This window comes from Microvirga splendida, assembly GCF_016427565.1.
Classification (GTDB): domain Bacteria; phylum Pseudomonadota; class Alphaproteobacteria; order Rhizobiales; family Beijerinckiaceae; genus Microvirga; species Microvirga splendida.
Genome location: NZ_JAELXT010000033.1, coordinates 1 through 18004, shown reverse-complemented (window position 1 = coordinate 18004; position 18004 = coordinate 1). Strand labels below are relative to the sequence as shown.

At 65.4% G+C, this 18004-nt stretch carries 17 protein-coding genes and 1 pseudogene; 7 read left to right on the top strand and 11 right to left on the bottom strand.

Features of this window, described 5'->3' with window-relative positions:
- Positions 1 to 12: 12 nt before the first annotated feature.
- The 8 genes from JAO75_RS20920 to JAO75_RS20885 all read right to left on the bottom strand — a co-directional run bounded on the left by JAO75_RS20920 (position 13) and on the right by JAO75_RS20885 (position 11639).
- On the bottom strand, positions 13 to 1482 hold the full coding sequence (locus JAO75_RS20920) for a hypothetical protein (protein ID WP_199051085.1): 1470 nt from the start codon (positions 1480 to 1482) through the stop codon (positions 13 to 15).
- A gap of 457 nt (positions 1483 to 1939) precedes the next feature.
- Positions 1940 to 3823, bottom strand: coding sequence for a TniQ family protein (locus JAO75_RS20915; protein WP_199051084.1), 1884 nt, complete (start codon positions 3821 to 3823; stop codon positions 1940 to 1942).
- Positions 3820 to 5163 carry a TniB family NTP-binding protein gene (locus JAO75_RS20910; RefSeq protein ID WP_199051083.1) on the bottom strand — a complete coding sequence of 448 codons (1344 nt, stop codon included), beginning with the start codon at positions 5161 to 5163 and terminating at the stop codon, positions 3820 to 3822. The genes JAO75_RS20915 and JAO75_RS20910 overlap by 4 nt, the downstream gene beginning before the upstream one ends.
- A gap of 65 nt (positions 5164 to 5228) precedes the next feature.
- Positions 5229 to 6650: a Mu transposase C-terminal domain-containing protein gene (locus tag JAO75_RS20905; RefSeq protein ID WP_199051082.1), complete on the bottom strand. Its 1422-nt coding sequence runs from the start codon at positions 6648 to 6650 to the stop codon at positions 5229 to 5231.
- Positions 6651 to 6668: 18 nt separating this feature from the next.
- A complete protein-coding gene (locus JAO75_RS20900) occupies positions 6669 to 7457 on the bottom strand; it encodes a hypothetical protein (RefSeq protein ID WP_199051081.1) in 789 nt (262 codons plus the stop codon).
- A gap of 43 nt (positions 7458 to 7500) precedes the next feature.
- A complete protein-coding gene (locus JAO75_RS20895; RefSeq protein ID WP_199051080.1) occupies positions 7501 to 8277 on the bottom strand; it encodes a hypothetical protein in 777 nt (258 codons plus the stop codon).
- Between the two features lie 363 nt (positions 8278 to 8640).
- Entirely contained in the window at positions 8641 to 10767 is a 2127-nt protein-coding gene (locus JAO75_RS20890; RefSeq protein ID WP_199051079.1) for an AAA family ATPase, read from the bottom strand.
- Between the two features lie 407 nt (positions 10768 to 11174).
- A complete protein-coding gene (locus JAO75_RS20885; RefSeq protein ID WP_199051078.1) occupies positions 11175 to 11639 on the bottom strand; it encodes a DUF2867 domain-containing protein in 465 nt (154 codons plus the stop codon).
- 198 nt (positions 11640 to 11837) lie between these two features.
- Here JAO75_RS20885 and JAO75_RS20880 point away from each other — a divergent pair, with 198 nt between their 5' ends.
- Positions 11838 to 12308, top strand: a complete 471-nt coding sequence (locus JAO75_RS20880; protein ID WP_199051077.1) for a methyltransferase family protein — start codon at positions 11838 to 11840, stop codon at positions 12306 to 12308.
- A gap of 66 nt (positions 12309 to 12374) precedes the next feature.
- Here the strand turns inward: JAO75_RS20880 and JAO75_RS20875 are convergent, their stop codons facing one another.
- From JAO75_RS20875 to JAO75_RS20865, 3 genes and pseudogenes are all read right to left on the bottom strand, one after another.
- Entirely contained in the window at positions 12375 to 12626 is a 252-nt protein-coding gene (locus JAO75_RS20875; RefSeq protein ID WP_199051076.1) for a hypothetical protein, read from the bottom strand.
- A gap of 56 nt (positions 12627 to 12682) precedes the next feature.
- Positions 12683 to 12862, bottom strand: a pseudogene (locus JAO75_RS20870) (HoxN/HupN/NixA family nickel/cobalt transporter); the annotation flags it as partial.
- A 52-nt stretch (positions 12863 to 12914) separates the two neighbouring features.
- Positions 12915 to 13181 (bottom strand): metal-sensing transcriptional repressor, encoded by a 267-nt coding sequence (locus tag JAO75_RS20865; protein ID WP_199051075.1) that lies wholly within the window; start codon positions 13179 to 13181, stop codon positions 12915 to 12917.
- Between the two features lie 114 nt (positions 13182 to 13295).
- Between JAO75_RS20865 and JAO75_RS20860 the strand changes: the two genes are divergently transcribed.
- The 6 genes from JAO75_RS20860 (at position 13296) to JAO75_RS20835 (ending at position 17850) form a co-directional block, all read left to right on the top strand.
- Positions 13296 to 14651, top strand: a complete 1356-nt coding sequence (locus JAO75_RS20860) for an MFS transporter (protein ID WP_199051074.1) — start codon at positions 13296 to 13298, stop codon at positions 14649 to 14651.
- Positions 14652 to 14762: 111 nt separating this feature from the next.
- Positions 14763 to 15146: a hypothetical protein gene (locus tag JAO75_RS20855; RefSeq protein WP_199051073.1), complete on the top strand. Its 384-nt coding sequence runs from the start codon at positions 14763 to 14765 to the stop codon at positions 15144 to 15146.
- A 56-nt stretch (positions 15147 to 15202) separates the two neighbouring features.
- Positions 15203 to 15952 (top strand): HupE/UreJ family protein, encoded by a 750-nt coding sequence (locus tag JAO75_RS20850; protein ID WP_199051072.1) that lies wholly within the window; start codon positions 15203 to 15205, stop codon positions 15950 to 15952.
- 23 nt (positions 15953 to 15975) lie between these two features.
- Positions 15976 to 16647, top strand: coding sequence for a transmembrane anchor protein (locus JAO75_RS20845; protein ID WP_199051071.1), 672 nt, complete (start codon positions 15976 to 15978; stop codon positions 16645 to 16647).
- Positions 16648 to 16702: 55 nt separating this feature from the next.
- Entirely contained in the window at positions 16703 to 17140 is a 438-nt protein-coding gene (locus JAO75_RS20840) for a YqaA family protein (protein WP_199051070.1), read from the top strand.
- A gap of 2 nt (positions 17141 to 17142) precedes the next feature.
- The gene (locus tag JAO75_RS20835) at positions 17143 to 17850 is read left to right on the top strand and encodes an ABC transporter permease (protein ID WP_199051069.1); all 708 of its coding nucleotides are present in this window, start codon (positions 17143 to 17145) and stop codon (positions 17848 to 17850) included.
- Positions 17851 to 18004: the final 154 nt, after the last annotated feature.

The window sequence follows — 18004 nt, the reverse complement described above, 5'->3', positions numbered from 1 at the left end:
ACTCCAGATATCCTACGCCTTCGATCCAGAGGGCTTGTTGTCGTTTCTAGCATCGATCAAAACGACGTCTTTGTGACCGAGAATTCCTAACCTAGCTAAGATGCCTTCAACGCGAGCCTGCTCCGCTGTTGTGAAGTAAATTATTGCCTTGATCCCGTTTTCTGCATCACTTGCAGCCTGATAAATTGGCAGCTGCTTTTCGAGATTTCTTTCTAATCCCGTATTTTTAGCAAGTTTCATTTCTATCAGCGTCTTGTCTAATGCGCCGCGCGAAATTTTATAATCTACAGGACCTCTTCCGTCATTAGCCTCAGTACCTACGTCAGATGGTGATCCAAACCAAACAAGCCGGCATAGAATTTGAAGATCGCTTTCTCTCTGAATGGGCACTCCATCATGATAGAAAATTCTATGTCCGCCTTTGTTCTCGATTACGTCCTTTAAGTACGCAAGTCGCTGATGGGTCTCTGCATACGTGTCGCCTGTGACAGTGTAGAAACCTGTGTGGGTAGCTAAGTTCTGTTGTAAGTGCTTCAGTTGAGTGTCGAATATCAGCTGTGTCTCTGTTACTTTCTCCGCACTAATGTCCTTTGCCTCATCGCCATGATCTTCTTTTATTTTGATGTAATAGTCGACTAGCTGGGGAAACGAGATGAGGGTTTTAACAGCGGCTTCTGCTCTCTCTCGTTGGCTTGGGAGTCGGTTTTTAGGTTTTGCCAGCACACTCTCGAAATAATTGAATACTTGACCGCGCAACTCTGCATCAGGGATAGCAACCGGGATCTGCTCAAAGTCCCGGATCATGTCAGAGCGGTTTATCCAATTTTGATCGCGAGTGAGTATGTCTTTCGGGGTTAGAAGGACGAAATCATCCTCTAGCCAAGGCAGATCGTACTGGACCCGCTCCCATACCTTAGTTTCATAGTTGAAGCGCGCCTTATTAACCCAAACCTTTCTGCGCAAAGCTGGATCAATATGCTCAACCGTAAAGGCCTCTGTGTAGGAACAAAGGAAGTCTTTTACTAGATTAGTCGTGAAGTCACTAATGTTGTCGCGTCCGACACCATCACGAACTAGACAAACCTTTTCTATGTGACTTCCCCTGGAAATAGTCTCTCTTCCAAAATTAGCAAATAAGCTTTGCAGGTTGGCTCGAAGTGCTGCTGCGAACCTCCCCCCTAATCCAGAACCGCCATTTCCTTGAAGAGAGAAGCCTAACCAATTTTGCTTCACTTCAGGGAAGTAGAACCAAGCCTTCTCTAAATCGTCATTTATCCGACCATCTAAAACGGCATCGCGAAGAAAAATTATATAGCGTAGAATTCCGCTATGAAGCTGGTTATACTCTGGCTTGTTGCTGTTAAATAACAGAAACGGGTCGATGAATAGCGGAAGATCATTGATAATCGATATATTGAAGGCACCATAGTCGTCGACTTGGTCTGCAGTGACTCCGAAATACTCATTGAAGAATGTAGCCATGTGGACAGGCTATCCTGTTCGTACTTGATTCAAATCCTATAATTGACATTATAGTTACGTTATCCACTTCAAAATGCATCTTTAGAGGGCGTCTCGTCGTGCATGCCGCTGAGATGCGCTTCAGAACTGACGTTGCTTGTGATCATGAAGGTCAAGTCTCAAGGCGAAACTTGAGCTTAGCCATGCGGAGACGCACGTCCATGCGATGCTGAGGTGTAACTTTTCCAACTTGAGGAGCGATGTAGATTGACTCATTAAGTTTCACCAGGATCGGCTCAAACTCTTATTTTCTGGGGGCAGATTCCGGGTCCTGACGCATTACCTCTCCGTCTTGACTCACCAGCACGTCATTGATTTCCGCCTCGGATGGGCACCAGGCTCCAGCTCTTTCAGCCAACAAAAAACCCCCGAGGAATTCCTCGGGGGTTTCGCCTGACCGGGCGTGACTGCGTTTACGTCATGTGGGAACGGCGTCGCGCCGGAACAGCAGCGTTCGTTTCGCGGCTTCTATCACGATGGCGGGCTTTATGCCGCGCGCGGCCAGCATCCGCCGCAACGCCTCGCGTGACTGATGCCGCTCCCGGGCAAGCCGGGACAGAGTGACGGTCTCACTCTCGAAGCGCGTCATCTCCACTTCGGTCACCACCGTCTGGGGACAGCGGTTGACCGGATTGACGGCAACCTCGCTTGCGAGATGACCGCCGGCGATCAGGCCCTGGACCGCGGAGGTGTGAACGCCGAGACGCCGCTCGACATCGCGCAGCGAGAGACTGCCGTGATCCGGACGGCGCACCGCCGCCCGGACCTCCTCCACGTTGACGAGCACCGACAGGTAGCCGCGCGTGCCCGTCCTCTGGCCAATGAAGCCGAGCGAACGCTCCAGGATCGCCGCGACGATCTCCTGCGCCGAGCAGTTCGCGCGCTTGGCGGCCTCGGGAATGGTGGCCATCCCCTCCATGGGAACGGTGGCCATCCCCTCCATGGGAACGGTGACCGGCTCGGCATCGCCGAGCAGGCGGGCGAGGAAGCCGTCGAGCTCGGCGCGGGCAAAGACCGGGCGCAGGTCCGAGCCTTTGCCGGCGAGCGGCCGGATGAGGCCGGCCTCATGCAGCAGCGTCATCTGCACGCGCGGTGCGTTCAGGTAATGGCCGGCCCGCTTGAGGCTCAGCGCCCCCGTGACCTCGAGCGCCAGGCTCGCGGTAGCCCCCACTGGGAACACCACCTGGTCGTCGGACAGATCACGGCTGTCCTCGTCGATCAGGCCTTGGCGCAGGAGCAGCTTGCGCAGGCGCTTCGGATGCTCGCCCGTCTCCTGTGACAGGGTATGGACCGAGTGCATGCGCCGCGCGGTGACGGGCTTGCCGAAGATCTCGTCGCCGGGGCCGACCGCCGTCGTGGCGATCAGGTGAGAGGCGATCCTATCCCGGATGGGCGCATAGGCGGGATCCTTTTCCTCGCTCGAGAGCCACTCGTAGAAGCGGCCGACCTTGCGCCGGGGCTTGCCGTCCTCGACCGCCCGCACCTGGGTATGCAGACGGGTCAGGAGGTCTGTGAAGGCCTCGTCCCCGGCCACTGCGATGCGGTAGCCTTCGTCTCCGGCCTCGCGCCACTGCCTCTCGCTGAGGCGGCTGCGGCGCACCCGCGGGCCATGCAGGGACACGGCGCCCATCATCTCGCAGGCCCGGGCAACGGCATACCAGGGCAAGCCGTCGAGCATCGGAACAGGAGGCGCATCGCCCCAGATGCGCGCGAGCAGGTACGCTTCGAAGGGCGAGGCCGGCAGCTCCTCGCCCTTGATCCGCCCCGCCGTGATCGTGGCCCAGTTCGCCTGCACGACGGCCGCGAAGTCCGGCACGCCCGGCCGTTCGTCGGGAGCCGGCAGGCACGTGAGTGTAAATCCGTGCCGGGCACAGGCACGGACGGAGGCCAGCATCCAGGCCGCGCGCCCATAGGGACGCAGGCGGTCGGGGGCCCCGCTGCTGTCGAGATCCTCGGCGAGACAGGCCAGGCACACCCGCACCCGGGAGCGGCACAGGCTCATGGGCCTTAAGCCCTGACCGTTGAGGCTGAACACCTGCGCCTCGCCCTGCGGCTGCTCACGTTTGAGCGCGAAGCGACGCAGGGACTCGAGATTGGCGCCAGCGGTGGCAGCGAGGCGGGCAAGCGCCGCCTCCTCGCCGTGGGCCAGGCTCACGGCGCTGGCACGCAGGTCGGCACAGAAGGTGCCGAGATCGAGCCCGTACAGGGCGCCTGTGCGCGATGCGTGGCTGAGCGCAGTTTCGCCCAGACCGAGATCGACGGTGTAGCGCAGGCGCTTGGGGAGAGACATGTGAGCACTCATGCGCGGCCTCCCTTGCGGCGGGACGTGGCCGGACCTTGCGGTTCCGCCGGAGCCGCGGTGGGAACGAAGCCGGAGGACACGAACTCCCAGTCGCGCACCGTGAACAGGTTCTCGTCCGGCGCGCAGCCCGTGCCGGCGGCATAAGCCGCGGCGAAGTGCTTCGGGTTGAGGTCGTCCGAGCCCGTGCGGATCGCCTCCTCGGCGGCCGCGCGGCAGATCTGGATCACCAGCCCGAACTGACCGCCCGCGGCCCGACACAGGCGCGCCAGGAATTCGTCGGCCAGGAGATCGACTGGCGTCAGGTCGGCCAGCCCCTGGCTCACCGTCTTCACGATCAGGCGCAGGCCCTCGACATCCTCGGGAAACGACAGGGGCGCGAAGCGCACGAAGCGGCAGCGGCGCTGAAGCTGGATGTCGGTCTTGACGAAGTCGACCAGCGACGGCAGGCCCGAGAGGATCAGCGATACCGGGTTCTCGGCATGCTGCATCAGGTTCTTGAGGGTGTCGGACAGCTTCTGCATTTCGTGCGCGTTGTTGGCGCTGAGCGCATGCTGCATCTCGTCGATGTGCAGGATGCGCACCTGGCGCACGCGAAGCTGCTCGCGCAGGCGGGAATAGGCCACGTTCTCGCGGATGTCGCGCACCATGCCGTAGCCGAGGCCCTGGTTCATCACCTCCATGGCGAGCGCCCGCGGGGTGAACGGCGACGGCGCCGTGATCGAGACGATCGGCACCACGGGACCGACGGCCAGATTGCGCGGCTGGAGCTCGGGCTGGGAGGCGATCAGGCGGGCGATCGCCGCCGACTTGCCGGCGCCGCTGTCGCCGACCACGACGAGGGCGCGGCCCTCGACGCGGCGGCCGGACACATTCAGCCCGTGCAGGTCCTTGAGGCGGGCGACCTCGTCTTTCAGCACCTCGTACATGCCCGTGCGGATGAAGCCGGCGTTGAGCCGCTCGATGCGGGCGATGATGCGCTCGTGGCCCATGTCACGCAGGATATGGGCGGCGCCAGACAGGCCAGCGCCGACGGTCAAGTCGAGCACGGGCTCGGGCAGGCTGGTGGGGGCCGCCAGGGTGTGGGCGAGAGCGTCGCCCTCGCGCAGCGGCACGATGTTGTCGGAAGCGGTGCTGGTGTGGTTCGTCATGGTGGTCTCGGTCTCCTGATGCGGGGTGGCGGGGGCAATCATGGGCAGGTCTCCGGTGGAAGAGGTCGTCATGGTCAGGTCTCCCGGTTGGGAAGGGGCAGGCGTCCACCCGGCGAGGGATGCGAGGGCGGCGTCATCGGGCGGTCCGGCATCCTTGCGCGGGCGCGGCGGCGTGATGGTCATGTCGGTCATGGGAGGGCTCCTCTGGGTTGGGGGCATGCTCGCGTCTCCTTGCGGGGGATGAAGGGGGGAGTGGCTCACTTGTCGTGCTCCACAGTCCAGTTGCCGGCGGGGCCGTAGGGGGAGGCCGGCGCCTCATCGCCGAGAATGTCGGCGTCGGTGTCCTCGTCCGGCGTGCCGGCGGTCTCGTCCCCGTCATCGCTCAGCCCAAGCAGGTCGTCGTAGCTGGCGGCGACCGCGGCGCTCTCGCGGATGCTGAAGGTGCGGAACAGGTCGCGCTCGTAGCGGTTGAGCTCGGTGTCCGTGGCTTCCGGCGGGGCAATGCCGCAGCGGGCGCGGGCCGCGTCGCCGATGGCGCGGATCGCCGCCACCGCCTCGAGCACGATCGGACGGGCCAGTTTCGCTTGGGTGGCGAAGCGCTGGCGCAGGCGCTCACCAGTGGCGATCCAATCAGCGAGGATCAGCCCCCGTGCGAAGCTCTCCACGCACGGCACCGCGATCCAGCGCTCGCCCGGCACCTTGACCGAGATCGCGCCGAGGTCCTGGGCATCGACCTTGATCTGGACCTTCTGCTGCCGCACGAGGCGGCGCAGGCGCTGAAGCTCGATCGACTGGAAGCGCAGGCCGAGGAACCGCACGCCCTCCTTGCCGATCTTTCGCTTGACCACGCGGCCGAAGACCTCGCGCAGGCGGCGCGGGCCCGGCTCGGGCGCCACCGCCCATTCCCGCGACAGGCGATCCCAGGCCGCCATTGGGGACTCGCCCTTCAGCCCCGCATGCGGCCGCCGGTGGTAGATGTCGGTCACCGCCAGCACCGCGCACTGCAACAGCTCGTCGGCGGTGACGCAGGCGTTGGCCCCCGGGTCATAGTCGGCGCGGTCGACCGGATTGGCGAAGGTGCGCCCGCTCAGGTCCGCGAGGGTGATTCCCTCCAGGGTGTCGAACAGGCGCTCGATGGTGCCGCGCAATTCGGGATGTCCGCCGGGCGCCTGCTCGAACGGGATGCCGAGCTGCATCAGCAGCTCGCAGAAGGCGGAACCGAACGCCGTGCCCTGGTCGGTGACGATCAGGGACGGTTTGCCGCGGTAGGGCCACGGCATGCGGCAGCCGGCGGAGAGCGCCAGCGCCGACTTGTCGGACATCATCATCCGCAGGGCCGCCGAACTGCTGTCGCGGGACGGCGCGTGGATCGACATGTGCAGGGCGAGGATCACGCGGGAGGCGCAGTCGATCGCCGCCGTGATCCAGCAGCGGCAGGTCTTGAGTTCCTCGCGCTGCTTGTCCGTAAACGTCTTCCACAGCTTGGTGCCGGCAAGCACGGTGATGAGCGGCACCTCCCACTCGTCCATCTCGACGCGTTCGAGCAGGCGCGTGGCGGTGACGCCCTTATGCACGACGTAGAAATGATGGTTGGCGTAAGCCGCGCCCTTGCGCGCCGCCATAACCTTGAAGGGATCGAGCTTGGCAATCGCCCGGTAGATGGTGCGCAGGTTGGGCACCGTGAGCTCGGTCTCGCCCTAGCCGCGGGCGGCGCGGGCGTCGTTCTCGGCGTTGATCTGCCGTTCGATCTCGATCAACAGCTTCGGGGCCGAGGGACGCAGGTTGCTCGCATAGCCCTTGACCACCGCGTTGAGGATCTCGCGCACCTTCGCATCGAGGCGGTCGGTGCGGTAGCCGCGGCGGTGGGTGGCGTCCATCAGGCACGAGACGTCACCGTCCGTCTCCTGCCAGCGCTTGAGCCAGCGGCGCACCTGCCACGGCTCGGGCAGCTCGGGCCGCTCCGGCTTGCCCGAACCAGGGCCGGAGCTGTTCTTGTAATACGTCTTCTCGTGCTTCCAGCGCTCGCGCGCTTCCTTCGTCAGTTCCTTGTCGATGGTCTCCAGAACCTCGGGCAGCTTGTCGTCGGCGAGGCTCGGGGCGAGGCCTTGAGCGCGCTTTTCGATCAGGCGCAGGATGAACTGCTGGCGGGTGAACACCACTGCCCGCTCATCCTCCGGCAGGTCGAAGACGGTGCGGGCGCCATGGATCAGGCGCAGGTTGGCCCGGTTGCGGGCGAAGTAGTTGCGCTCGACCTCGAGGCGGTCGGCCTCGAGCAGGCCCCAGAGCTGGGCGTGGGTGAAGGTCTGGTGCAGGCCGGCCCCGTCCATGCTCTGGAGCAGGACCTTATGCGGGCGAATGTCGAGACAGCGGTGCGGGGTGCCGTCGAGCAGGATGCGGTCATCGGGAAACAGCGCCATCACGTCCGTGCGGGTGGATTCCGGCAGCGGAGCGGTTTGGGACTTCGTGAGCTTCAGGGCAGCGGACATGAAAAACCTCGTGCGGGATGGATCGGATGGGTGGTTGAGACGATCAGTGAGCGCGGACGGGGATGACGGAGGCGTCCATGCCGATGCGGCCAGGACGGGCCAGCGTGAGCAGGCCGTCGCCGATCAGGCAGGCGATGGCCGGCAGGGCATGGCCCTCGAGCCCGCTCGCCTCGACGAGATCGGCAATGCGCACCGCGCCGGTGACGCCCTCGAGCAGGCCCAGCACCCGGGCGAGGTGGGCCTCATCGCGGCGCTGGCAGGCGTCGAGGATCATGCGGGCGTTGTGGACGCGGTCGGCCGTGATGTGGGCCTCCGTGCGCAGCACCACGCTGGTGGCGAAGTTTGGATCGAGCTGCGCGCGGATCAGTTCGAGCACGCGCTCAATCCCGGTGCTTGCCACCTTGATGGCGGGCTTGACCGCGAAGGCGATGCGGCGCCCGTCGTGCAGGACGGCGAGGTAGTCGAAGGTGTGCTCGTGCACGACGCCGTCCTCGTCGACGTATTCGACCGGCGGTGGCTGGTCCCAGATCCAGGCGATGCGCGGGTCGGTGCGCAGCAGCAGGTAGAAGCCGCCCTCGAGGCCGCTTTCGCCGGTGACGACACGGTTGATCACCGGATCAGGGATGAAGGCGTGGAAGGAGCCCTTGAAGTTGCGCGGCAGATTGCGCGAGGCGACCGACGCCTGCGGCGGCGTCCAGGCGTCGGGGAAGGGATCGTTCGGGGCGGGCGCGGGCGGCTGGAAGCGCAGCGACAGCGGCTTGGTCCAGTCGGGCAGGTGGGCAGGGGTCTCGGGCGTGCGGTGGGGATTGGGCAGGGACAAGGCAAAGCTCTCCTGTGCTCCGGCGCGGCGCTCCGGAGCGATGGCAGTGGGATGGGACGAGGAGCGGCCGCTGATGGGCCGCGTCAGGTCAGGCCGCTATTCGGCGGAGAGCGCAGCCGTGGTCGGGGAAGGCCAATGTTGGGCGCTGGGGTGAGGCTGAGCGCATGGCCTGCTTCGACTCCACATAGTCGTCTGTCACCGCGGCAAAGACCGCGGCGGCAGAGACAGCGTGGGCGGAAACAGGACGGATCATCAGGGGCCTCGTTGAAACAGTCGTCCGCCTTTGCCAGGTCACGAAGGATGGCGTCAATAACGGCGGATGAGTCCTTGGCAGAGCCGATCACGAAGTGTTCCATGCTGGGTTCAGATGCCGGGCGAATCCTTCACGGGGCCTGATTTTGCTGAAGTTTTCGGGCGCTTGCGGCGCGGGCCGGACCCGTCGACTGCGTTCGTCCCGGGGGCGGCGTTGAGGATTGGGTTGGGCCTGTGCGCTTGAACTATGGCGACGATGTCGCGAAAATGGATTTCACCTTTGTCCGCAAGCGCTTCCGTCAGCTCGAGCAGCGCCGAGCGGTGGCCCGACAACAGGGTTTCGGCCTTTTCTCGGCAAAAGTGGAGAATCTTGTCCACACGCTCCCGCAATGCGGCGTCCGCGTTCAGCAGGTCGAGGAAATCCCGGTCCTGCATGCTGCCGCGATAGACGAGCGACGCGCCCATGCCGGCCGCGACCTCCAGCGCCAGCGCCCGCAATGTGGCATGGTGCAGGTCCGAGCCCACGCGGCTGCCCGAGCCGTCGCAATGCTCGCCCAACAGCATAGTCTCCGCCGCCATGCCGGCCAGCAGCGCCGCGATGTCGCCGAGATAGGCCGCGCGGGTGAGCGGCACGGCCACCGAGCGGCCGAACATCGTCTCGCCGGCGGGCAGGCCGGGTGGTGCCTCGCGGACGACCCGCGCCATCAGCGGCGGATTGCTCGTCTCGGACATGACCAGGCAGCCGACGAGCGCATGCGCCGCCTCGTGCAGGCAGATACGGTGATAGGCGTCCTCCGAGAGCGCAATTAGCCGCGGCGTCGAAGCATTCAGATCGTCGAGGGTTACCGGCCGCTTCTCCAAGCGTGCCTTGCGCCTAGCGTCGCGCACGATCTTCTCGAGATCGGCGCCGGACAGGCCCTCCAGCCGCCGGCTCAGGGGCATCAGGTCGGCGCCTTCGAGAAGCCCAGCGAGATGGAAACGTAGGATCGCGGCGCGGGCCGTGGCATCGGGGAGCGGGATCGCGATCAGGCGTTCCAACCGTCCCGGACGCAGGATCGCGGGGTCAATCTTGTCGGGGTAGTTGGTCGCCCCGATGACCACGACACCCTCGCGGCCGTCGGCGCCGTCGAGACATTCGAGGAAGCCGTTGACCACCTCGCGGCAATACTGCTCGTTGCGGGCATCAATGAATTGCGACCGGTCGCCGAAGCTATCGATCTCGTCGAGAAACAGGATGCAGGGCGCGTTCCGCTTGGCCTCGTCGAAAGCCTTGCGCATGGCCTTCAACAGATCCCCGAGATGACCCATGGCCTGCCAGCGGGCGAGCGAGTGGATGAAGATCGGCGCGTTGCAGGATCTGGCGATCGCCTTCGCGGCGGTGGTCTTGCCGGTTCCGGAGTTGCCGTGCATCACCGCGCCCTTGGGCATCTCGGCCCAGGTGATCTCCTTCGCCCGGTAAGCCAGCCAGTCGACGACGAGCGACTGCCCCCACTCGGCAACCTCTCCGAGACCGGCGAGTTCGGCAAGGGTCGGATCTGTCCTGACATCGCGCATGGACTCGGTGGGGGCCACGGGGGCTTGCGCCACGCGACTTAAAGAAGCCAGCGCCCGGGACAGGCTGGCGCGAGTGCGCAAGGCTGCGGTGACCGCGGTGATCGACAGCCCGCTTACGTCAGGCAACTCGTGGGCGGCCGGGGCCTGCCCGAAGAAGGCATACAGCATGCCGCGCAGGGCATGGGAGTCGCAAGGCGCGAGCGGCACCACTGCCTCCGCCGCCTGGCGGAAGAAGGACGGGATGTCGGCGTCCTCGGTGGCCAACACCAGCACGCGGCGGTGCTTGGCCAGCAGCGCAGCAGCGTCGGCATCCGTCCACCGCAGCTTCTCCTCAATGGAGATGATCCTCACGGCATCCGCATTGCGGTCCTCGATGATCAGATCGAGGTCATTCCATTCCCTGCGCGCCCGCAGCAGGAGCATCTCGCTGGCTTCCTTGACGAGAGTGAGATCCTGGGCATGCCTCACGATGAGGGCGATTGCGCCGCTGCCGCCGCGCAGGACGTTGTGCGCGCCGGCTTGGCGCACGGCGCGTACGATCAGATCCATGGCAAGACGCATAGCCGGATCGGTAACGGGGGGCAGGGCCTTGCGCTTGCGCTGCAACGGCATGTCGGCGGAGTTGAGTTTTGGCGCGTGACGGAGGCGACGGGATCGCTGCATGGACGTGCGGGAAGAAGGCATGGATCATCGTTCAGGCGCGCGAGGCTGCCTGTCCTTGTAGGGTTCGGGATGGGGGATAAGGGGGGAAGGGCGCGGGCCGGCGCGATGCGGCCGGCCCGGCAATGGCGGGCTGTCAGCCCGCGGGCAGGCCGCTCGTCCTCGCCGGCACCCTGAAGGCGATGTATGATCTGGCGCTGCTGTGGCAGTTCTCGGCCATCAAGCCGCCGGAGGAACGCTGATGCGGTTTGTGGCTGGCGTTCCTTGCTATCCCGCGGGGAGGTCGATGCACATCTCGATGAAGCGATTGTTGTGGCTGGCGGCATTCGGGGTGGCGTTCATCGTCGCAGCCTGGTGGCTCGGCATGGCCTACGTTCTCACCGACTGATCCCAGAAAGGATTCCACCTCGGCAGGAGCGAGCCTTCTTGCGTCAGTTCCTCTCGACCTGCGCGAGCATCGCCGGGACGATCACGCGGTGGAACGGCTTCACCGCGGCGAGATAGAGCCACCCGAGGCGGTTCCTCGTGCGCACGTAGGTCGTTGCCGTGATCTGCGACCCACTCCTCGCTGGCACGACATCGACCACAATCCGGAAATCGAGGTGGGCGTCGTCGAACCCCATCACCACCCGCTCCGGAGAAGCGCTCACCACGGGGAAGATCCCGATCCGCTCGGCCGCAGTCGGCGCACCGCGCTTGAGCCCGAACGGCGTGACAGCAAGGTTGCGCAGCGCGAGAAGACCGTCCACCCACGAGGGCCGCCGCCTCACCATCCGCCGCGCCGCCTGGAGAGCGTCCAGAGGTTCGGCGACCTGGACGAAGTAGGCGTCGCTAAAGTCCGCGTCGGGGAGTGGGATATCGCCGACAACCGCCGGGGCGCCGCTTCGACTGGTCATGATCGTCCGTCCCGCAGGGGAACCTGGATGGCACTCTACCCGACGTGGCCCGCCGACGTCGACCGTCGTCCATCACCGGCAGTGGCTCCTCCAAACGAATGCCGGACCTGCCAGTCCAGGGTTGCGGGTCTGCTTTGGCAGCACTTGATGGTAGTCTGCAAGCGATCCGGACAAGAACCTCGGGCTCACGGTCCCGCCATGGCAGACACCGCAGATACCGCTCACGTCATCATTCGGCCGCCCCTCGCATGGGGGCTGGCCGTCATGGCCGGGCTTGCGCTCAATTGGCTCGTGCCCTTGCCGTTCCTGCCGCCCTATCTGCCTGTGGGCTGGCTCGGCGCGATGGTGTTTGTCGCCGCGCTGGCGCTGTTCGCCTGGGCCATCGTGACGATGACCCGGGCCGGCACGAACGTCCCCACCAACCGGCCGAGCACCACCCTCGTCGAAAGCGGACCCTACCGCTTCACGCGCAATCCCATCTACCTCGGCATGTTCCTGGGTCTGATCGGCTTAGGCATCGCGCTCGACAATCCCTGGCTGCTGCTGATGCTGGCGCCCTTCGCGCTCGTGATCCGCTACGGCGTCGTGGCCCGCGAGGAAGCCTACCTCGAGCGCAAGTTCGGCGATGTCTACCGCGGCTACCGCTCGCGTGTCCGGCGCTGGCTGTAGAGCCATCCTGATGAATCTGGCGCCACCGATCTCGGAGGGCCGGCCCGCTGGGTGCCCACAGGGTCCTCAGCGGATAGGTCGGCTCGGTTCGGCAGGCTCGGGGATCAGCGGCGGGTCAAAGACCAAGGCCCTGGCCCTCTCCTCGTCCGTGGGGACGAGGCCAATCATCTGCCCGAACCCGGTCGGATCGGTCTCGTACTCGGCCGGGAGGACAAGCAGGATCAGGATTGCGGCGGCGGAAAGCGCGGCAAGGGCGACCGAGCCGGCCAGCTTGCGCGACGACGGTAGGGGATGACGACGGCGGGCCACGTCCGTCACGACAGGGGCGTCGCCGGTGCGGTCAGATCAACGAATCCCTGCATCAGCATGATTGCGCCGAGCGTGGCCGCGATCCAGACTATCAGCGAGTGCGAGAGGGCGGCACACACGCCGAGCAGGATGGCCTGTCCGATGGTGCCGCGGATCGCCACGATGTAAGCCGCCATCATGGTCTTGGAGTGTCCGGGTTCCAGCCCGTGCAGGGCACCGAGCAGGACGGAGATGGGCAGGTAGATTTAGCCATTGCCGCCGGATTGGAGGATTTGGGCAATGTTGGGCATCCGGGTCTCAAAGGTACTTGGTGATGGACTTGAACTCGGCGAGCGCCGCCTTGGCCTCCCGTCCGCCTTGCGCGGCAGCATCCTCTAGGCAGTGGTCGATGTGATCCTGGATCAGCTCGCGCTTGGCGTTGGCGATCGCCTTCTCGACCGCATGGAGCTGCTGGGCGAGGTCAGCGCAGGGGCGGCCCGCCTCGATCATATGGATGACGGAGGCGAGGTGGCCATGCGCCCGCTTCAGGCGGGCCAGGATATCGGGGTGGCTTGCATGGATCATGCGTTTGTCCTATCCCCCAGGAGGGGATATGGCAAGCCAGTTGGTGCTTGGCAGGCCTTCGCTGCGTTCCTTCCATCGCGGCCCCGCACGTTCCAATCCGGTCAGGGATCACCCATGCTCGACGTTCTCGCCAACCGCACCTACCGTCACCTGTTCGCGGCCCAGGTGATCGCGCTCGCCGGCACGGGCCTCCTGACGGTCGCGCTCGGCCTTTTGGCCTTCGAGCTCGCCGGCGCGGACGCAGGCGTGGTCCTCGGGACCGCGCTGGCGATCAAGATGGTGGCCTATGTCGGCGTGGCCCCCGTCGTCGGTGCCTTCGCCAACCAGCTTCCCCGCCGCGCCTTCCTGGTGTCGATGGACCTGGTCCGGGCTGCGATCGCTTTGCTGTTGCCGTTCATTACCGAGGTCTGGCAGATCTACGTCCTCATCTTCCTGCTGCAATCGGCCTCGGCGGCTTTCACGCCGACCTTCCAGGCCACCATCCCGGACGTCCTGCCGGACGAGAAGGACTACACCCGAGCGCTGTCGCTCTCGCGCCTAGCCTACGACCTCGAGAGCCTGCTCAGCCCGGCGCTGGCAGCAGCCCTCCTGACAGTGATCAGCTTCCACTGGCTGTTCGGCGGTACGGTGGTCGGCTTCCTGTGCTCCGCCGCCCTAGTACTGTCGGTGCGGCTCCCGCAGGCGGCCATGTCCGAGCGCAAGGGCGAGATCTACGACAAGACCACACGTGGCCTGCGCATCTACCTCAAGACACCGCGCCTGCGGGGCCTTCTGGCCCTCAACCTGTCGGTCGCGGCGGCCGGGGCCATGGTCATCGTCAACACGGTCGTGATCGTCCGCGGCGTGCTCGGACTGCCAGAGGACGACGTCGCGGTGGCGCTCGGCTGTTTCGGAGGCGGCTCCATGGTGGCGGCGCTGCTGCTGCCCAAGGTGCTCGACAGGCTGCCCGACCGGGCGGTGATGCTGCCGGCCGCGGCACTGCTGGGCGTGGTCCTGCTGGCCTTCGCGGCCGCGACCTGGGGCGGGACCATCGGTTGGGCGGCGTTGCTGATCACATGGACCCTGCTCGGGATCGGCTATTCGGCGGTGCAGACGCCGACTGGACGGCTGCTGCGACGCTCGGCCCGGGAGGAGGACCGTCCGGCCCTGTTTGCCGCCCAGTTCGCGCTCTCGCATGCGTGCTGGCTTCTGACCTATCCGCTGGCAGGCTGGCTCGGACGCGCGGCCGGCATGCCCATGACCCTGGCGGTGCTCGGGGTGGTGACCCTGCTCGGCTTCGTCCTGGCGGCCCGGCTCTGGCCCGCGGACGATCCCGAGGAAATCGCGCATGCCCACCCGGAGCTGCCCCCGGACCATCCGCACCTGCGGGAGCATCGGGATCACGGCCACGCCCATGCGTTCGCGATTGATGACCTGCACCGGCATTGGCCCGCACGGCAGGACTCGTTGGCGGCCTCAGGAAGGACATGATCCTCCCCCATCCCTGCCGCCTTGCATGCAGCGGGTCTCACCCTACCTCCCGGTGTCCGCCCCCTGCGCCCGTTAACCGCCGATCAACCCCGCGATCCTTAAATCCCCTTCATGACGAGAGCGTCCCTCCTGAACGGATTTCGCATCCTCATTGCCCTGGCGGTGATGCTGAGCGCGTTGCCGTTCCTGCGCGGGACGCCGTCGATGCACGAGGTCGCAGCGGCCCAGGTCATGGACAGCCTCGCGTCCGCAGGTCTCGCGGACCAACTCGGTCACGGGCACAGCCATGACGACGAGGGCCTCGACCCGGAGCATCGGCCCGGTCACGGCCCCGAGCACAAGGACCATTCTCACGTCACGCTCGGACTTGCGGCCGCGCCGGCATCGCTGATCGCCCCGGACGGCACGTTCCTGCGGCAGTGGGAGCAGGGGCGCCCACCATTCCATCTCTCGATCCGTCTCGACCGTCCGCCTTGTCCTTCGTTCGTCGCCTGACTCCATGGGCCGCCTGAGCGCGGCCACCATTTTCGTACGAACAACGGACCATTCCTATGCACAGACCTCTTTCCCGGGGCTGGTGGCGGCCGCCTGCCGTGCGCCCGCCGACCGCTTTCCTCCTGCTCGCCGCAGCTCTCCTGATGCTCCCACTCTCCGGCCTGGAGGCGCTCGCCCATGCCGTCGCCGAGGGCGACAAGGGCTACATCCAAGAGATCACCGGGGTTCACCTGATCCCCTTCGTCTATCTCGGCGCCAAGCACATGGTGACCGGCTACGACCACATCCTGTTCCTGCTCGGGGTGATCTTCTTCCTCTACCGGGCCAAGGACATCGGCCTGTACGTCAGCCTGTTCGCCCTCGGCCACTCGGTGACGATGATCTTCGGCGTGCTCTATGGGGTCAGCGTCAGCGCCTACCTGATCGACGCCATCATCGGCTTCTCGGTCGTCTACAAGGCGCTCGACAACCTCGGCGCCTTCCAGCGCTGGTTCGGCTTCCAGCCCAACACCAAGGTCGCCACCCTGATCTTCGGCCTGTTCCATGGCTTCGGCCTCGCGGCGAAGATCCAGGAGTACGACGTCGCTCCTGACGGGCTGCTGCCAAACCTGCTCGCCTTCAACGTCGGGGTGGAGATCGGCCAGCTTCTGGCGCTGTCCGCGATCCTGATCCTGATGGGCTACTGGCGTCGGACTGACGGCTTCTTCCGCCACGCCTACACCGCCAACGTCGCGATGATGAGCGCCGGCTTCGTGCTGATCGGCATGCAGCTCACGGGCTACTTCGTCTCGCCTCCTGCCGTTTGATCCCACATCCAAGGAATACACCGATGTACAACACCGACATGCCCACCCGCGCCCAGCTCCCGACCTCGGCCCAGCTCCTGCGCTCCACCGTCATAGCCGCCGGCGTCGCCGCGGCGCTGCTCATCACCGTCGTCCTGCCGTCCGAGTACGGTATCGACCCGACCGGAGCCGGACGGGCGCTGGGCCTCACCGAGATGGGCGAGATCAAGACCCAGCTTGCCGAGGAAGCCGAGGCCGACAGGGCCAGGGACCAGGCCGGGCAGACGCCCGCCGCTCCGGTGGCGCCTTCTACGCCAGCTCCCGAGCAGCGGTCGAGCCTGCTCGGCTCGATCTTCGCCCAACTCGTGATCGGCTCGGCACGGGCTCAGACCCCGGCGGCCAGGTCGCAGGAGATCTCGGTCACCCTCCAACCTGGCGAGGGCACCGAGGTGAAGGCTGACATGAAGCAGGGTGCCAAGCTGACCTACTCCTGGAAGGTCGAGGGCGGCACCGTCAATCATGACACCCACGGCGCAGGTCCAGGTGGCAAGGAAGTCTCCTACTCCAAGGGCCGCGGCGTCCCCGGCGACGAGGGCGAGATCACGGCCGGCTTCGACGGTGGGCATGGCTGGTTCTGGCGCAACCGCGGCTCCGCCCCGGTCACGGTCAAGCTGAACGCGACTGGAGACTTCGGCAGCCTCAAGCACATGAAGTGAGCGGGCTTCCTGCGCGGACCCTCAGGTTCGCGCAGGGCTCCGCGCTGGATCCCGGATGGAACATTTGCTTGAGTATCTCGGCTTGGCCGGGACCGCCTTCCTGTCGGCGACGGTGTTCCCGTTCCAGTCTGAGGTGGTGCTGGCCGGCATGCTACTAGCCGAGCACTACCACGTCTGGCTGCTGGTGCTCGCCGCCAGTATCGGCAACATCCTCGGTTCGTGCGTGAACTGGTACCTGGGGCGCTTCATCACCCGGTTCGAGGGCCGGCGCTGGTTCCCACTCACGCAGAAGCAGGTCGCCAAGGCGGAGGGCTGGTACCGCCGCTACGGGCGCTGGTCCCTGCTGCTATCATGGGCGCCGATCATCGGTGACCCTCTCACCATCGTCGCAGGTGTCCTGCGCGAGCCTTTGCCCGTGTTCATCGCCCTGATAGTGGTGGCGAAGACCGCCCGTTACCTCGCGGTCACCGGGCTCACCCTGGGGTGGATGTAGGCATGGAGTTCCTGATCGCGGTCCAGGGATGGATCCGCCAGGCGATCACGGCCGACCTGAACGCCTTTGCGGCGAGCCGCGACTGGGCATCCCTGGTCCTCATTCTGCCGCTTGGGATCGCGTTCGGAGCCGTGCACGCCCTGACCCCGGGTCATGGCAAGACGGTGCTCGCCTCCTACCTGGTTGGCTCGCGCCTGGCGGTCCTTCGCGGGATCGGGGTGGCCGGGACGCTCGCCCTGACGCATGTCGGGTCAGCGGTGATCATTGCGCTGACAGCCGCTCCATTGATCACCCGCACCCTTGGTGGGGCCGGGCAGGCCCCGCTACTGGAGGCTTTGAGCCGGGGATTGCTGACCCTAATCGGCCTGTGGTTCCTCGTTCGCGCAATCCGGGGCCAAACCCATCCGCATCGGGAAGGCCCGATGGTTGGTGTTATCGCCGGACTGATCCCGTGCCCGCTGACGCTGTTCGCCATGTTCCTCGCCTTGGCGCGGGGCGTGCCGGAGGCGGGTCTCACGTTCGCGCTCGCGATGTTCCTCGGGGTCGGCCTAACCCTGGCAGCCGTCGCGGGAGCGGTTGTCCTCGCCCGCACCTGGTTCGTGGCCATGATGGCCGATCACGGGGCCTCCCTTGAGCGACTTTCGCGCGTTCTCGAAGGACTTATGGGGGCGATGCTCATCGCCATCGCCATCAAGGAATTTTGGCCGTAGGCAGGTCGACGACACTTGAGTCAGCAGGTTACGAGCATCGGCGTTGCTCCTCAGACGGAATATCTGGAAGCGCTGTTCTAAGTACAGCGTCGGAACTCATGTGGGATGTGCACCGATGATAGTGCGCACTCTGTCCGGGCTGTGGTTGCAGCGG

Coding starts and splice junctions, on each gene's coding strand:
- JAO75_RS20845 (WP_199051071.1), top strand. CDS start 15,976: ATGTACAACACCGACATGCCCACCCGCGCCCAGCTCCCGACCTCGGCC.
- JAO75_RS20865 (WP_199051075.1), bottom strand. CDS start 13,181: ATGATCCATGCAAGCCACCCCGATATCCTGGCCCGCCTGAAGCGGGCG.
- JAO75_RS20900 (WP_199051081.1), bottom strand. CDS start 7,457: ATGTCCGCTGCCCTGAAGCTCACGAAGTCCCAAACCGCTCCGCTGCCG.
- JAO75_RS20915 (WP_199051084.1), bottom strand. CDS start 3,823: ATGAGTGCTCACATGTCTCTCCCCAAGCGCCTGCGCTACACCGTCGAT.
- JAO75_RS20885 (WP_199051078.1), bottom strand. CDS start 11,639: ATGACCAGTCGAAGCGGCGCCCCGGCGGTTGTCGGCGATATCCCACTC.
- JAO75_RS20835 (WP_199051069.1), top strand. CDS start 17,143: ATGGAGTTCCTGATCGCGGTCCAGGGATGGATCCGCCAGGCGATCACG.
- JAO75_RS20840 (WP_199051070.1), top strand. CDS start 16,703: ATGGAACATTTGCTTGAGTATCTCGGCTTGGCCGGGACCGCCTTCCTG.
- JAO75_RS20880 (WP_199051077.1), top strand. CDS start 11,838: ATGGCAGACACCGCAGATACCGCTCACGTCATCATTCGGCCGCCCCTC.
- JAO75_RS20920 (WP_199051085.1), bottom strand. CDS start 1,482: ATGGCTACATTCTTCAATGAGTATTTCGGAGTCACTGCAGACCAAGTC.
- JAO75_RS20890 (WP_199051079.1), bottom strand. CDS start 10,767: ATGCCTTCTTCCCGCACGTCCATGCAGCGATCCCGTCGCCTCCGTCAC.
- JAO75_RS20855 (WP_199051073.1), top strand. CDS start 14,763: ATGACGAGAGCGTCCCTCCTGAACGGATTTCGCATCCTCATTGCCCTG.
- JAO75_RS20850 (WP_199051072.1), top strand. CDS start 15,203: ATGCACAGACCTCTTTCCCGGGGCTGGTGGCGGCCGCCTGCCGTGCGC.
- JAO75_RS20860 (WP_199051074.1), top strand. CDS start 13,296: ATGCTCGACGTTCTCGCCAACCGCACCTACCGTCACCTGTTCGCGGCC.
- JAO75_RS20910 (WP_199051083.1), bottom strand. CDS start 5,163: ATGACCGACATGACCATCACGCCGCCGCGCCCGCGCAAGGATGCCGGA.